This window comes from Bacteroidales bacterium, assembly GCA_021648725.1.
GTDB lineage: Bacteria > Bacteroidota > Bacteroidia > Bacteroidales > JAADGE01 > JAADGE01.
Genome location: JAKISF010000002.1, coordinates 1 through 14,701 on the forward strand (window position 1 = coordinate 1; position 14,701 = coordinate 14,701).

General features: G+C 33.3%; 8 protein-coding genes. 3 read left to right on the forward strand and 5 right to left on the reverse strand.

Features of this window, described 5'->3' with window-relative positions; genetic code table 11:
* Positions 1–259 precede the first annotated feature (259 nt).
* Together L3J35_00985 and L3J35_00990 are read right to left on the reverse strand one after the other, a co-directional pair.
* The gene (locus tag L3J35_00985; protein MCF6364754.1) at positions 260–1,198 is read right to left on the reverse strand and encodes a hypothetical protein; all 939 of its coding nucleotides are present in this window, start codon (positions 1,196–1,198) and stop codon (positions 260–262) included.
* Positions 1,199–1,226: 28 nt separating this feature from the next.
* Positions 1,227–2,246, reverse strand: a complete 1,020-nt coding sequence (locus L3J35_00990) for an NAD-dependent epimerase/dehydratase family protein (protein MCF6364755.1) — start codon at positions 2,244–2,246, stop codon at positions 1,227–1,229.
* Between the two features lie 174 nt (positions 2,247–2,420).
* Between L3J35_00990 and L3J35_00995 the strand changes: the two genes are divergently transcribed.
* The 3 genes from L3J35_00995 (at position 2,421) to L3J35_01005 (ending at position 7,557) form a co-directional block, all read left to right on the forward strand.
* A complete protein-coding gene (locus L3J35_00995; GenBank protein ID MCF6364756.1) occupies positions 2,421–3,485 on the forward strand; it encodes an undecaprenyl/decaprenyl-phosphate alpha-N-acetylglucosaminyl 1-phosphate transferase in 1,065 nt (354 codons plus the stop codon).
* Between the two features lie 28 nt (positions 3,486–3,513).
* Complete coding sequence (locus L3J35_01000) at positions 3,514–5,109, forward strand: hypothetical protein (GenBank protein MCF6364757.1); 1,596 nt, start codon at positions 3,514–3,516, stop codon at positions 5,107–5,109.
* Positions 5,110–5,283: 174 nt separating this feature from the next.
* Entirely contained in the window at positions 5,284–7,557 is a 2,274-nt protein-coding gene (locus L3J35_01005) for a sodium-translocating pyrophosphatase (GenBank protein MCF6364758.1), read from the forward strand.
* A 355-nt stretch (positions 7,558–7,912) separates the two neighbouring features.
* Here the strand turns inward: L3J35_01005 and L3J35_01010 are convergent, their stop codons facing one another.
* From L3J35_01010 to L3J35_01020, 3 genes are read right to left on the reverse strand one after another with little or no spacing between them, the layout of a single operon-like run.
* The gene (locus tag L3J35_01010; protein ID MCF6364759.1) at positions 7,913–9,409 is read right to left on the reverse strand and encodes a NapC/NirT family cytochrome c; all 1,497 of its coding nucleotides are present in this window, start codon (positions 9,407–9,409) and stop codon (positions 7,913–7,915) included.
* Between the two features lie 36 nt (positions 9,410–9,445).
* Positions 9,446–12,217: a cytochrome c3 family protein gene (locus L3J35_01015; protein ID MCF6364760.1), complete on the reverse strand. Its 2,772-nt coding sequence runs from the start codon at positions 12,215–12,217 to the stop codon at positions 9,446–9,448.
* 26 nt (positions 12,218–12,243) lie between these two features.
* On the reverse strand, positions 12,244–14,694 hold the full coding sequence (locus L3J35_01020) for a cytochrome b/b6 domain-containing protein (GenBank protein ID MCF6364761.1): 2,451 nt from the start codon (positions 14,692–14,694) through the stop codon (positions 12,244–12,246).
* Between the last annotated feature and the right edge of the window lie 7 nt (positions 14,695–14,701).

Here is a 14,701-nt window from a genome sequence, read left to right on the forward strand (position 1 = left end):
CATCTTGCCGACAAAGATAATAAGTTAATTTATTGTAGCAAAATTATTTATATATTTTTTAGATTTTATTTTCTTGCCCACACTTTTGTCTCAAAACCTGAGCCTTTGCCTATAAACAAAGGGGTAGACAGGTTTTAGGCTGATGAACTTCCGTTAAAAAAAGACGAAAATAAAAAAAGAGGCTCAATATTTCTGTGCCTCTTTTTTATTTCTGTCAAAAAGCTATTAAAAGTTATATAAAATAAATATCACATAAGTATTATTGAATACTGTCGTTTAAACTTTCACGCCTTTCAAGCTCTTCATAGTATTTATCATCTCGTTCTAAAGAATTGTCGTGTTTGAAAATTTTATTTTTAAATAGCTTTGTTCCGTGTTTTTTCGGTCTTCTGAAATCAATATTATAAGACATACCCGCAATAGGCATTATTAAAAACCGGTTTCTTCCGGGCATTGTTGAAAACCCTAATTTTATTCCTGCAAAGCCGCTTAAATGTTTTCCTGAATATCCCATAATTCCAAATTTGCTTTCTATTGCCCAACTGTTAATAAATCCGTGAGAATAAAAATCTAAATCTGCAAAGTAATTAAACATTGTGTTGAGATGTCCGTCAATATCTGCCCCGACATACCAAACAAAACCGGGGTAAAAAACTATAGTTTCTCTGTATAAAACAGATTGATAAATTAGGGGCTGCTCATAATCGCTGAATTTAAAGGCATATTTAAAACCTAAACGAGCAGTTATAAGTTTATCGCCTGCTGTGCAATGATTAGGCTCGTTTAAAAAATGACTTAAAATTATTTCGTTTTGTATTGCTAAAGATTGCGGATTGGCTGCACCTTGCGGAACTGCTTCCGAAAAACGAAAAGGTAAACGATTATTTATATTTAAAGCAATTCGAGGATAATATATTCCGTGCCGAGATGAAAACAAAAATCGCTGCTTGAAAAGTTCAAATTTTACCCATCTTCTTTTATAAAAAATATGAGGTAAAACAAAAACACCAACCGGATGTGCCGAAATCTCATCTTTTTTCGTCAATCCGAATTTTGCAGGCCTGAAAATGCTTAGCTCTAAATTCTTTTGAGTAACAGTAAAAGCTGTACCGTCAGTCCATAAAGGATTTTGCCCTTTAAGTTCGGGGATGCCGGAAAGCAAGAATAATAAATATAGAATAAAGTGTGTTTTTTTCATCAACTATTAAAACTATACGACAAAATTATCATTTTGGTTCAAATTCCGTAAGAAATATTTTGCAAATTTCTTTTAGTGCATCTTCAACCGGTTTAAAGTTATAATTAATTGCTTGTTTTATCTTTTCATTTGAACAGGTGTGAATTTGTTGAGCCGATTTTAGTGTATGCTTTGTAAGTCTTGGTTCTTTACCTGTTAATTGATATCTTATATTATCAAATATTTTTAAAGAATGCAACATAAAATTTGTTGAATAAATATGCGGTCTTTTTTTATTTAAATTATCTGCAATAATATTAAAAACTGTTCTGAAAGGAAGGTTTTCAGCATTTAAAATAAACCTTTCTCCCGAAATATCACTTTCGGTAAGTTTAACCATAATATTTACTACGTCTTTTACATAAATAAAACCGTTTTCTCCTTTTGTATAATATTTAAGACCGTCCCAAATTGTTTTTATTAACCTCGGGCTTCCGTGTTTCCAATTTCCTGCTCCGAGAATAATCGAAGGGTTAACAATTACAACATTTAAGCCTTCGGCATAAGCTCTCCAAACTTCTTTTTCTGAACGAAACTTACTTATTGCATAGCCGGAAACATTTTTGTAGTTTGTTTTTTCTGTTTCTTCGGTTAGGGCTTCGCCTTCTCGAGCATCTCCGAGTGCGGCAACTGAACTTACATGGCAAAGTTTTTTAACATTATTAATTAATGCCGAATTAACAACATTTGCAGTTCCCTGAACATTATTATGAATCATTAAATCTCTTTCGGAAGGTTTAAACGAAACCATTGCTGCAGAATGATACACTATATCAACAGCTTTCATTGCATTATTAACCGAATTATAATCTGTTAAATCGCCTTCCGTCCAGTTAATTTTTGAAAATAATTCATTGCCTTTACCGCTGTTATTAATAAAAACCTTCTTTGTAATTTCAAGATTGCTGTTTTTTCTGTGTAATGCTTTTACATTATATCCCGTTTCTATCAGTTTTAAAAGTAAATATGCTCCGGTCATTCCGGTTCCTCCGGTAACTAAAACTTTCATATTTTATTTGTTTTTATATTTATTTGAAAATAGTTAATGCCTCTTGCAACCTTAATTCTAAAAGAACGTCTTTATTAGTAAATTAAGTATTTATTTTTATACCTGAAAAATATTTTTACAAATTTCTTTTTTTCAAATAAAATTGTTGAACTTTGCATACTCAAATAAATATATATGTTTGAATCGATATCGATACAATATATTATAGCCGGGGCTTTTATTGCTTCATTAATAATAAGTTTAGTTTCAATACCTTCAATAATTAAGGTGGCTCGATTAAAAAACTTATTTGATGAACCCGATGACAGAACCGTTCATAGTTTCAGCATTCCTACCCTCGGAGGTTTGGCTGTATTTTCGGGCTTTGCTGTTTCAGTTTTATTTTTTTGTGATATTCTTTTAATTCCGGAACTAAAATTTATCATTGCTGGAACCGTAATATTGTTTTTTATCGGAATTAAGGATGACATTCTTGTGATTGCTCCTTTAACGAAACTGTTGGGGCAGATAGTCGTCACATTTATTATAGTGTTTTTTTCTGACTTAGAGTTAACAAACTTACACGGTTTTTTCGGCATAGCTGAAATCCCGAGGTATTTTGGTATTCCGTTAACAATTTTTGTATTTCTTGTTATAATTAACGGATTTAATCTTATTGACGGAATTGACGGCTTGTCGGCAAGTATAGGAGTTGTTTCGGCAGGTGCTCTCGGCATTTGGTTCTTTTTAGTAGGAGAATATCAATATGTAATAATAGCAGCATCAATTATAGGTGCATTATTTGGCTTTTTAAGATATAATGTTTTTTCAAAAAATAATAAAATTTTTATGGGAGATACCGGTTCTCTTATTTTAGGCTTAATAATTTCGGTTCTTATTATCAAATTTAATGAGGTGAATATTAAACACGATTTTGATTATGCAAAATACGGAGCTCCTGCAATTTCAATAGCAATATTAACAGTTCCGCTATTCGATACATTAAGAGTTATGTTTATTCGTTTTTTTCAGAGAAAACCGTTATTTAAACCGGACAAACAACATATTCATCATGTTTTTATTCGATTAGGACTTTCACATAAACAAGCAGTTTTAATTATTGTTGTTATTAATATGTTATTTATTGTTGCTGCAATGTATTTGCATAACAAAATGGGAATAAGAAGGTTAATACTTTTATTTTTATTGGCTGCAATGGTCGTTTTTTACATTCCTGTTCTTATTAATAAGAAAAAATAAAAATAGTATTGCAAGAAAAATAAAATAAATGCGAAAAAATAATTCCTTCATTTATATCTTTTTATTATTTCTGTTTCCTTCATATATTTTTAGTCAAAACATTCGAACGAATCATGAAATAAATATTCTGAACGAACAATCTGTTTCTTCTGACTCAAGTTTTCATTTTACGATAAAACCCTATTCTCAAAAAGATTTTTCAAAGTTTAAAGCCGAAAGCAATATATCGGTTAGTTCAAAATTGCTTGATAATTTGTTAAATAAGGATTTGTTTAATGTTGAAAAAGATAATGTCTCTGTCAGAGTAAATCCCTTGATTCATTCGCAAACAACTTACGAAAATATCGTATCTTCTTTATTTTTTAATTATAAAACAGGGCTCAGTATTAATTCAAAATTTAAAGATAAATTATTTTTCACTTCTGATATTTTTTATTCAAAAGTTCAATTTCCGGTATTTCAAAAAAACTTTGTCGATTCTTTCGGAATTATTCCTCATTACGGACATTTTATTTCAAATAATGAAAATAATTATACATTTTTTTCATTTAACGGAGAGCTCAGCTACAATCCCACAAAAAACATTTCATTGTACATCGGAAACGGCAAGCATTTTTTAGGAAACGGTTATCGTTCACTATTTCTTTCAGACAACAGCAATTCATATCCTTATTTTAAAACAACAGTAGATATTTGGCGAATAAAATATTTTTGGATGATTGCAAAACTCAGCGACTTTGAGCTGTACAACTCGGAACAAAACTTTAATTTGTATAATAAAGCCGCATTTATACATTATTTCAGCTTAAACATTACAAAAAGAATAAATTTTAACTTTTTTGAAGCAATTATTTCTAACCCTTATGACATTAACAGAAATAAAACCGGTTACGAAGCGGCATATTTTAATCCGGTAATTTTTTACCGACCGATTGAATTTTATGCGGGAACATCTGATAATTCTTTAATGGGAATAGGTTTAAATTTGCGGTTGTTTAATTCTTTACATTTATATTCTCAATTTATTTTGGACGATTTGATAATTTCAAGATTAAATGACGGCTCCGGTTGGTGGGGAAATAAATTCGGAATTCAAACAGGCATGAAAGCATATAACTTTTTAAACGTGACCGGATTGTTTTTCAGAGGAGAAATTAATTTAATAAGACCCTACACTTATTCTCACGGTGTTGCCGTTTCCGAAAATGCATTAGCAAATTTAAACTATGGCAATTATCATCAAAATCTTGCACATCCTGCAGGGGCAAATTTTATCGAAGCAATTTCTGTAATCAGATATAACATAGGTCGGTTCTCGGCAAATGCAAAAATTATTTTAGCAAAAAAAGGGAGTGATACCGATACGATAAGTTATGGGAGTAATATCTATAAAGATTATAATTTAAGACCGAGTGATTTAGGAATAACATTTTTACAAGGGGAAATTACAAACCTTACATTTATTGATTTTCATGTTTCTTATCTGATAAATCCGAACTATAATTTAAGACTTGAATTGGGCATTTTTCACAGAAAAGAAGCAAATGATTTTACAGAAAATAAGAATACTGTTTTTTATTTCGGATTCTCCTCAAAACTATTTAATGAACATGCAGATTATTAGACTTATATGCTAAAAAGCCAATTATCTGAAATCAATATAATTATTGATACTTTTTACAACAAATATAAATCCTTGTATTTGTTTTTTGATTATCAGAATAAAAAAATATATTTGCGTGATTTTTTAACAATAATTAACATTATATATTAATTAACAAAAACCTTAAAAATACAAATGGAAAATATTGTATATGCATTAATCGGCACAGGGGTCATCGGAATTTTGTTTACAATTTGGAAGTCTGCTTGGATAAATAAAAAAGATGCCGGCACCGAAAAGATGCAAAAGATTGCAAAACATATTGCTGACGGAGCAATGGCATTTTTAAAAGCGGAATATAAAATTCTCGCAGTATTTGTTGCTGCTGTTGCAATTTTATTATATTTTAAAGGGGAGTCCGAAGATGCTTCAAACGGCTTTATTGCAGTTTCTTTTATTACCGGTGCTGTATTATCAGCATTGGCAGGTTATTTAGGAATGCGAATTGCCGTAAAATCGAATGTGAGAACAACCAATGCCGCAAGAACTTCAATTAACGATGCTTTAAGAGTTGCTTTTAACGGAGGTTCTGTTATGGGTTTGGGTGTTGTTTCCCTGGGAATCTTGGGGCTTAGTATCCTATTTGTTGTGTATAATATGGTGGGTTTTGACGGCGGAACAACAGAAGTTCTGAATGTTATCTCAGGGTTTTCTCTCGGTGCTTCGTCAATCGCTCTTTTTGCTCGTGTGGGCGGAGGGATATATACAAAAGCAGCTGACGTAGGTGCAGATTTAGTGGGTAAAGTCGAAAGCGGTATTCCGGAAGACCATCCTTTAAATCCTGCAACAATTGCTGATAATGTTGGTGATAATGTTGGCGATGTTGCAGGAATGGGTGCCGACCTTTTTGAATCTTTTGTAGGTTCAATTATTGCAACAATGGTGCTTGGAGCTGCATTTATCGACTTAGATTCATTCTCAAGTTTTAAGTTAGGACCGATATTATTACCTTTAACATTAGCCGGAGCAGGCATTATAATTTCTATAATAGGAACTTTTTTTGTTAAAGTTAAAGAGGGCGGAAATCCGCAAAAGGGTTTGAATGCGGGAGAGGCTGTTTCATCCGTATTAATGATTATTGCTTCCTTCTTTATAATTAAGGGAATGTTACCCGATGAATGGGTTGTTGACGGAAAAACATTCTCTTCACTAAATGTGTTTTTAGCAACAATTTTTGGTTTAGCGGCAGGGTATGCAATAGGAAAAATTACGGAATACTATACAGGAACCGGAACAAAACCGGTTAGATCAATTATTGAAAATTCAAGAACCGGTGCCGCAACAAATATTATCGGCGGACTGGAAGTAGGAATGAAATCTACCGCATTTCCGATAATAGTAATTGCACTTGCCATTATAGGGTCATATTATTTTGCCGGTTTATACGGTATTGCAATTGCTGCCGTAGGAATGCTCGCTAATACAGGAATTCAACTGGCAATAGATGCTTACGGACCGATTGCCGATAATGCCGGAGGAATTGCACAAATGGCAGAATTAGAACCGGAAGTACGAGAACGAACTGATAAATTAGATGCCGTAGGTAACACAACTGCAGCAATCGGAAAAGGTTTTGCAATAGGTTCGGCAGCTTTAACTGCTTTAGCTTTATTTGCCGCTTTTATGCAACAAGCAAATGTTGATGTAATTGACTTGGCAGACCCTTATAATATTGCCGGATTATTTTTCGGAGCAATGTTACCATTTTTATTTTCTGCATTAGCACTGGGGGCTGTAGGCAGAGCTGCAAGTAAAATGATTGATGAGGTAAGAAGGCAATTTAAAGATATTCCTGTTCTTAAAGAAGCTCTTTTGATTATAAAAAAATATGACGGGGATACTAAAAATGCTTCCGAGGGTGAAAAGAAAATATTAAAAGACGCCGAGGGTGCAGCAGAATATGAAAAATGTGTTGAGATTTCTACAAAATCATCTCTTAAAGAGATGGTTATGCCGGGAGTTTTAGCATTAGCTGTTCCCACACTAATCGGGTTTTTAGCCGGTGCAACTGTTTTAGGCGGTGTGTTAGCCGGGGTTACTGCAACAGGCGTAATTATGGCAATTTTCCAGTCTAACGCAGGCGGAGCATGGGATAATGCAAAAAAAATGGTTGAGGAAGGTGTTAAATGCCATGACGGAACAGAATATGCAAAAGGCTCTGAAATGCACAAAGCAACCGTTGTAGGTGATACTGTAGGCGATCCGCTTAAAGATACATCCGGACCGTCATTAAACATCCTTGTTAAATTAATGTCGATTGTTGCCTTAGTTATTGCTCCGAGTATTGCTGTTGATATTGATGCAAAGAAAATTGATGAAGATAAAACCTCAAATGTAATTAATATTGAAGATGATGCTGTTAAAAGCAACACTCCTGAAAAAATTGCTTATTTTAATGACTTCAAATAATCGTTTTTTTGAAATATTATAAAAAGAAGGGGTTCAAAATTTTTGAACCTCTCCTTTTTTGCTTTTCGTAATTTATTATATCAAACTCAAATTACTGTGTTGTTTTTTTCGTTTTATTGTGTCATGCCTTTTATATGTCCGACAAAGCTTTGTTTATACTAATGATAGTGTGCTGTAATTTGTTTTGAAATTGTCTTTTTTATAGTGCAAAACACAGTTATTCAAATCCATATAATTCACACAATTCGTTATATCTTAATTTACAAAGACTTTTATTGAGAATCAATTCTAATGTTTATATAATTTCAATTTAAAAAAATCCGCTCGTATAAAACGAACTGATTTTCTGTCTTTTTTAATATAAGTCGCTGTGGCACTCAGAGCATGCTGCTTCTTTCCATGCCTCATCAATATTTATCGGGTGCTTAAATTCCAAGGAATTGTTTACGTCTGTTGATCGAAATAATGTATCTACTCCTTGCGAAAGTATTGTATGACAAAGGTTACAGTCATTTCTTATTTTTTTACCCTCGTCACTTACATGAATTCCTGAATGGCATCTGAAACAACCTTTTGTTTCTTGATGTCCGATGTGATTAACGTACGATTTATGATAAACTTTCATTTCAGGAAAACTGTTTGTACTGAATTCATCTTGGATTCCTGCAATTGCTTTTTCTATCAGCTCTTTTTTATTTTTATATATTTCAGGATGTACCTCTTTATAAAAATTTGTGATACTGTCATTAATAAAACTAAAGGTTGAATCATTAGTGCTAAATTGCACTTTTAAAACCTGTAATGCTATTTGTTTAATAAATTGCAAATCTTTCGGAATCTTCCCCTTATTTAAACCGTCATCAAGATAATCCGTAGGAGAATTAAATAAGTGAGAGGGTCTGTTATGGCAATCCATACAATCCATGGTTCTGGAATCAAGACTTAAAACTTCTTCATCTGCTAAAGGTTCATATTCATCTTTATATATTGTCACTTCACCTGTTTCAAGGTTTGTATATTTTACCCAAGGAATTGTATCTCTTTGGTTTGATCTTGCAATATACTCAATTTTAACATTAGGGTTTATGTGCCAATGTATTCCTTCACTATGTCCGTCAGTACTGATTGATGCCGCAGTTTTCATCTTCAATGTTACATTACATTCGGTATTAAATGTATCTGCCAAAAAACTTCTGATATTAACCAGTCTGTTTGAATAGAACTTATTCGGCCAATGGCATTTTTCGCAAGTTTCTCTTGCAGGTCTTAAATTATGAATCGGTGTGGGAATCGGTTTCGGGTATTTTTTAAAAATAACAGAATATACTTGGTACATTCCTGACAGTTTCGATTTAACATACCAATCTGCTCCTTCTCCTACATGACACTCAACACATTTTACATGTGCATGAGACGATTGTTGGTAGGCAGTATATTCCGGACTCATAACCGAATGACAAAGAGTTCCGCAAAATTCATTTGATTCTGTATAGTGAAACGCTTTATAGCTGCCGATAGCACTTGCAAATAAAATTACGAATGTTCCGATTACAAAAATAATCATTGCATTTCTTGTTGTTCTGTTATTTAAGTCAATAACTTTCCATTTGTTTTCTGTTTTGTTGGTTCTTCTTTCTCGTCTTTTCTTCAAATACATACCCAACGGTATCATAAATAGTCCGACTATCATTATCATCGGTAAAACAATGTAAATAATCAAACCGATATATCCGCCGCTTTCCATAAAGTATGTACTGACAATAAATAGAAACAAAATCAAGACAAAACAAAATGCGGCAATCAAACTGCCAAAAAAAGACATTGTGTTGTAATAGGAATTAGGTAATTTCATGCGTTAAATATTTAAAAGTTAATAAAAATGCTTATTTTATCCGAATAACAGAGAGTAAATAATTAAAACTACAAGCACGGTTCCTGTTGCCAAGAATAAAAATCCGAAAGTTTTAATTACTCTCATCCGTAATTTTGAAAATTCTCTTTTAGTAACTAACTTATCAAGTTTCCCTTCTTTTTCTAATTCTTCATATTCTCTCGGTCTGTCTTCCTTATATTCTTCTGCCGGAACATGCCCGGTAAATATAACTGTATCCATAGGGAATGATTCAGGACGCAAATGTGTATTAAAAAAATGAATTGTGAAAATAAATCCTACTGCAAGTAAAGCTTCATCACTATGAATAATTTGTGCAACATTAATAAATTTACCCGGCAACAACTTTGAAAAGAATTCGGGAAACCATAACATCAACCCCGAAAACCCGATAACAGCGATACCCCAAAATACTGCCATATAATCAAATTTCTCCCAGTATGTCCATCTTCCGTATTTTGGTCTCGGTCCTTTACCGAAAAACCACTTAATTGATGCTGCAAAATCTTTAACATCTTGTTTATTAAACATCAATGAATTTTTTCCGAACACAAAGTTTTTTATACTTTTTTTACGCGAAATTTTTTGTTTAATCATTGAATACAAATGAAACCCAAAATATCCAAAAGTTAAAAATGCACCAAATCTGTGTATATTTCCGGCACCTTCAACTCCTCCGAAGTATTTAATTAAAAATTTTGCCCACTGCATATCAGAAAACTTTAACATCATACCCGTTAAAGCCAACAGAATAAAACTGACAATAACAAAAATATGAGTAATGCTTTGAGCTCTTGTAAAGCGTCTGAAATATTTCACTTCACCGCTCGGATGTTGAGGGTGTAATTTTTTCTTGCGTCTTCTTTCTTTTAAAGACCTTGGTAACCAAAGTAATGTGTGAAGACCGAAAAATCCGAAAACACTTATAAGCAAAAATGTCATCGCCCAATAAGTATAATATAATAACGGAAACTTTTCTCGGTTGTAATGTGTTGCATGTGTTAAATATCCGACAAATTTTTCATTTGCATCTTCGTGACATTTTTGGCATGTTCTTACAATATTATTTTCCCCGACACTTGATTCCGGATTATCCATACTCAATATTAAGTGGGCATTATGACAATCAGAACACTTAGCTGACTTTTCATATCCCAATTGATATGATTGTCCGTGATATGTATCTAAGTATGTTTCAGCTAACTCTTCATGACAAGAGCCGCATTGGTGCATAACTTCCGTCATGAACTGATCTTTCCCGACATTTCTTATAACATGAGCAGAATGGCAATCTACACAAGTCGGAAATCTGTTTTCCCCTTCCCGGTTAATTGCATGATCACTTCTTATATATTTATCATAAATTCCTTTGTGGCATTTTGCACAAGTGGCAGGAACATTTTTCGGATTAACCGAAGAGCGTTCATCGGATGCACGAAGCATATAATGAGAAGAGTGACAATCTGTACAAACTGCACTTACCAAAAGTCCCTTTTCGGTAACCCCTCTTCCGTGAACACTTAACGAATAATCACTATAAGCTTCAACCTCGTTAAGATGAACATCTTTATCTGCTTTACCGTCTTTTTTGTGGCAATCTCCGCATAAAGTCGGTATTGATGTTCTGAATATAGGCGAAGTATCATCATTTTTTCCCAATATTTTATGACTGCCGTGACAATCAGTGCAATAAGGGGCATTTTCGTGTTTATTAAAATATGCCTGACCGTGTCCGCCGTCAAAATACAGATTAGATGCTTCGACATGACAACTTGAACAATCTATTTTGCCGACCGTTTCGCAGGGTCTGTCAAGATCCGGAGATACATCTGAGTGGCATTTTACACAAGTAATGTTTTTATGCACTGAATACCTAACATCATCAATATCAACCTTTAACGATATTGTGTCTCCGTTTTCAATTTTGTGTATATCATCATTAGCATGGCATTTTAAACAAGACTGAACAGACATTGTTTCAACAATATTTTCAATTTTCACTTTGTGAGGCAAATGACAATCTGAACATGAAGGTATTTTACCCGGCTCTTCTTCCCACAACTTTTGATTAATTATTTTTTTATGAACATCTTCAATTCTTGCGTGACACTTCATACATGTTTTTGCAATGTTTTTTGATGAAATCGATGAAAAAGGATCTGTATGGGGTAATACCTGGTGGTTTCCATGGCAATCATTACAGGTTGCCGACACTATTAATCCGCTCTTAAACAAACCTTTACCGTGAATGTCCTGGCTGTAATTTTCAAGAATATTATGTTCGGTAATGTTATAAATTCTTGCAACCGGAGCATTTTCTCTGTGACACTTTCCGCACAATAAAGGAATATTCATTTTATATGTTCGGGATTTTGGATTTTTTTTATATAAAATATCATGTTTCCCGTGACATTCTTTACAATTTGGAGCATACATTTCGCCTCTTTTATAGGCTTGCCCGTGTAAGCCTGAATCAAAGTTGCGCATTGCTGATTTATGACAATCTCCGCAATTTACTTTCTTCAAGCGTTCGGGATGAGGAAAATCAACAGCTGCATCTTTATGACATGACACACATTTAACTTTTTTATGTACAGATCTAAGCAGTGTCTTGTCATTTACATACAGAGAAACTGTTCTTCCTTGCTTTATTGTCGTTAAACCTTTATCTTCATGGCACATCATACAATCTTCATTAGATTGAGCCGATAAGTAAAAAGTAAATAACAAACTTACTATTGTAAGTACAATTTTTTTAAGATGCTGCATAGAATTCTATTTAAATAATTAATAATTTATTTTTGTTTGTTTTCTTCAATGTATATTCTTAAATCTTCATCGTTATCTATTTCTGTTTTAATAAATTCATCGGTATTTGCTCCTGATTTTTCAACAGCTTTTATAAATAAGTTTCCGAAATGACTCAGTTGCTTTTCTGTTCTTTTTCCCTCTTTTAGTTCTACCCATTCAAGCATAACCTTTTTATATTTTAATTTGTGTTCATCTTTAAAATGGATGATGGTCATTTTTCCGTCAACACATGTAAAGCTCATAGGATATTCTTGCGGTCTGAACATTACAAAGAACCAATGCCAAACAATAATTGCCAGTGTTGCCAAAATTGCTTCATAAAAGTGAACAATTTCGCTTACCTTAATAACCCAAAGCGGTGCCCAGTCGCCTATTACAGTAGGAAACCATAAAATAAATCCGGTTACAGCCATTACAATAGTTCCCCAAATCAATGCCCAATATTCTGCTTTTTCAATATAATTATAGTTGTCAAATTCGGGGTGTTTTTTTCTTAGGTGTAAGTGGTATGAAATATTTTGTATTGCGTGTTTAATGTCAGAAACTTTAAGCAGCATGCCTCTTAAAACATCTCTGCCCCTCGCTGTTATTCCTAAATATACAACATGCCATATTGAAAGACCTATCATAACTAATGCAGATATTCTGTGTGTCCATTGTCTTGCAACTTCATTTAAACCAAAATAGCTTAAGCCTTCTGCCCACCAACTATCGGGGTATTTTAGTTGAAACCCCGTAATTGCAAGAATACTGAATGAAAGAAGTAAAATTATATGTTGTATCAGTTCATTGCGTGTAAATCTCGGTATTCTTATTGCTTTATTAATTTCTTTTCTTTTCTCACGAAGGTCATATATAAATATAATCAAATTATGAACAGCCATTCCTCCGATAACAATGATAATTAACCAAAAATATATGGTTTCAACTATATCTTCAATAAATTTAGCAGAACTGTCTTCTTCGCTTGAGTGTGAATAACTTTTAGAAAATACATCAGAAGCTCCTTCGTGACATTTCCTGCAGGTTTCAACAACATTTCCTTCATGTATAGTTGATTCTTCATGGTATTTAGGTAAAATTTTATGAACTCCGTGACAATCTATACACATTGCCGCATCATCATCTCCTCGCATTGTTGCCAATCCGTGGTAGCTGTCTTGATAGTTTGCAGCACTTTCTTCGTCTATTCCGAAGCGTTCTGACAGTAGGAGGTTTTGATGACACTCTAAGCAAGTTTGTTCTTGCAGTTTTTTTATCTCCTCCTTTTTATGAAGGTTATTTATTTCTTTAATGCAATGCTCACTATGGCAATCATTACACGTGGGGGATTCTCCGACTCCTTTTTTTACCGACATCCAATGAATAGATTGTTCGTATTCTTTTTGTATTTCTTCGTGACATTTTCCGCATGATTTTGATACGCCGATACTTGAAATAGTTGAACCCGGTTGAATCCTGTTTTTAATATTATGAACACCGTGACATGAAGTACAACCGGCGGCATCCATTCGCCCCATTTCTACGAGTTTGGCATGAACAGAAGTTGAATATAATTTTGCAGGGTGTTTAACTGATGAATGATGTTTTTCGGAGAAAGAATCGTCATCATGGCATTCTCCGCAAGTTTTTATCAGATTTCTTGAGCTTACCTTACTGTTTTCGGAAGCTACCTTTGTTATTTCGTGGGAACCGTGACAATTCCAACAATTTGCAGCCTCAAACATTCCTTCTTTAATAGATATTCCGTGAATGCTTTCTTTGTGTTCTGATGCAATTGACCCGTGACAAAGATAGCAGTCGGCACTAGGGCGTTCATTGTCTGTTTCGTGTCCTTTTAAATTGTTGACAACATGACCATGGCAATTTGCACATTCCAGATTAGCATGAACAGATTTTTCAAGCATTAACTTATAGTCTGTTTCATTATGGCATTCAACACAGCCTTTATTTATGCCGCTTGAAATATGGTATGCAGAAGATAAAACTTTTGTTTCGTGGCATTTTCCGCAAAATTGCTTTGATTTATTCTTTACATTAGCCGGTTTCTTTACATTATGAGTATTATGGCAATCTTTACAAGTGGGCGGGTTTTTACAAGTTTTTTTCATAAGTGTATTATGAATGTCGTTGTTAACTTGTTCAGAATAGTCGGTATGACAGCTTCCGCAACTTACTTTTTTTAATTTTTCCGAATGAGGAAACTCACTGCCTGCCGCATCCTTATGGCAAGAAACACATTCTACTTTACTGTGTGCAGATTTCTGCAATAAAGCTTTATTTACATACATTGATACAGTTTTTCCGTATCTTTCTGCAGTTAAATCTTTATCCTCATGACACATCAAACAATCATCATTTGATTGTGCAAGGATAATTACCGAGTAGTAGAAAAAACAGATTGTTACTGCAATTAATTTTTTGAAGTTTAACATTTTATAT

Excerpts from the sequence above, each read along its gene's own strand:
- L3J35_00985 (MCF6364754.1), bottom strand. The coding sequence starts at position 1,198 with ATGAAAAAAACACACTTTATTCTATATTTATTATTCTTGCTTTCCGGC.
- L3J35_00990 (MCF6364755.1), bottom strand. The coding sequence starts at position 2,246 with ATGAAAGTTTTAGTTACCGGAGGAACCGGAATGACCGGAGCATATTTA.
- L3J35_00995 (MCF6364756.1), top strand. The coding sequence starts at position 2,421 with ATGTTTGAATCGATATCGATACAATATATTATAGCCGGGGCTTTTATT.
- L3J35_01000 (MCF6364757.1), top strand. The coding sequence starts at position 3,514 with ATGCGAAAAAATAATTCCTTCATTTATATCTTTTTATTATTTCTGTTT.
- L3J35_01005 (MCF6364758.1), top strand. The coding sequence starts at position 5,284 with ATGGAAAATATTGTATATGCATTAATCGGCACAGGGGTCATCGGAATT.
- L3J35_01010 (MCF6364759.1), bottom strand. The coding sequence starts at position 9,409 with ATGAAATTACCTAATTCCTATTACAACACAATGTCTTTTTTTGGCAGT.
- L3J35_01015 (MCF6364760.1), bottom strand. The coding sequence starts at position 12,217 with ATGCAGCATCTTAAAAAAATTGTACTTACAATAGTAAGTTTGTTATTT.
- L3J35_01020 (MCF6364761.1), bottom strand. The coding sequence starts at position 14,694 with ATGTTAAACTTCAAAAAATTAATTGCAGTAACAATCTGTTTTTTCTAC.